This is a genomic window from Cupriavidus sp. 01L46, assembly GCF_056399905.1.
In genome coordinates this window covers 1-957 of the sequence record NZ_JBFTSF010000641.1, presented here as the reverse complement: position 1 = coordinate 957, position 957 = coordinate 1, and the positions used below count along the sequence as shown (strand labels likewise).

Sequence of the window (957 nt, the reverse complement as noted above, 5' to 3'; positions counted from 1 at the left end):
CTCGAAAGGCGCACGATGAGCATTGTGATAGATCGCTTCGACCATATCGTCCTGAATGTGAAGGACGTGGAGACCAGCGCGGCGTGGTACGAGAGCGTGCTGGGCATGCAGCGCGAGGACTTCGAATCGCGCACCGGCAAGCGGGTCTCGGTGCGCTTCGGCCAGCAGAAGATCAACCTGCGCCCGATCGATACGGACATCGTGGCGTGGTTCACCGGCGTCCACCCGACCACCGGCAGCGACGATCTCTGCTTTATCACCCACAACACGCTGGAGAGCGTGATCGCGCACTGGCTTGCGCACCATGTGCCGATCGAGGCAGGCCCGGCGGCGCGCACCGGCGCGCTCGGCCCGATGACCTCGGTCTATTGMCGGGACCCGGACGGCAACCTGATCGAAGTGGCGGCCTATCCAGGACACTGAGCGCCGGATGCGGCGTCCACTGGCACTGGAATCAGCGCTTGCCGTCGAGCAGGTCGTTCAGCACGTCGTCAAATGCCGCTTGCGCATCTTCCAGCGCCTGCAGCGATGCATCGAAGGTCTGCAGCGCCATTTTTGACGGCTTGCCGCTGCCCTGCGGCGCAAACTGCCCCTGCAGCGCGGTAAAGGCCACCTGCACCTGGCGGGTGGCGTTGACGACGCGCTCCATCGCCTGGGCTTCCTCCGCGCGGTTTTCTACGTCGTTTTGCTGGTCTTTCGGGTCTTTCTGGTCGTTTTGTTCTGTCATGCCTTTGGCTCCGTGCGCGGCCGCACCGGCCGCTGTTGATGTGAGGCGTATCGTACAAGAATCGTACAAGAACTTGCGCACGGGTTGCCCGGTCGAATGCCGTGCCCCCCGGAAAATGATCCGGGAGACGCCAGGAAACGCTCCCCGCATTGCGCTGTAAAGCCAGGCAGAACAAACCCTCCGAAACCATGCCCCCCCAGTCACGCAAGGCCCTCGCCGCCGTCCTGCTG

2 protein-coding genes are annotated in these 957 nt (G+C 63.6%); one reads left to right on the top strand and one right to left on the bottom strand.

The features are described 5' to 3' along the window. Positions 1 to 15 precede the first annotated feature (15 nt). The gene (locus AC1DS3_RS39055) at positions 16 to 423 is read left to right on the top strand and encodes a VOC family protein (RefSeq protein ID WP_477129417.1); all 408 of its coding nucleotides are present in this window, start codon (positions 16 to 18) and stop codon (positions 421 to 423) included. 31 nt (positions 424 to 454) lie between these two features. Here the strand turns inward: AC1DS3_RS39055 and AC1DS3_RS39050 are convergent, their stop codons facing one another. Beyond that, the gene (locus tag AC1DS3_RS39050; protein ID WP_441634141.1) at positions 455 to 727 is read right to left on the bottom strand and encodes a hypothetical protein; all 273 of its coding nucleotides are present in this window, start codon (positions 725 to 727) and stop codon (positions 455 to 457) included. Positions 728 to 957 lie beyond the last annotated feature (230 nt).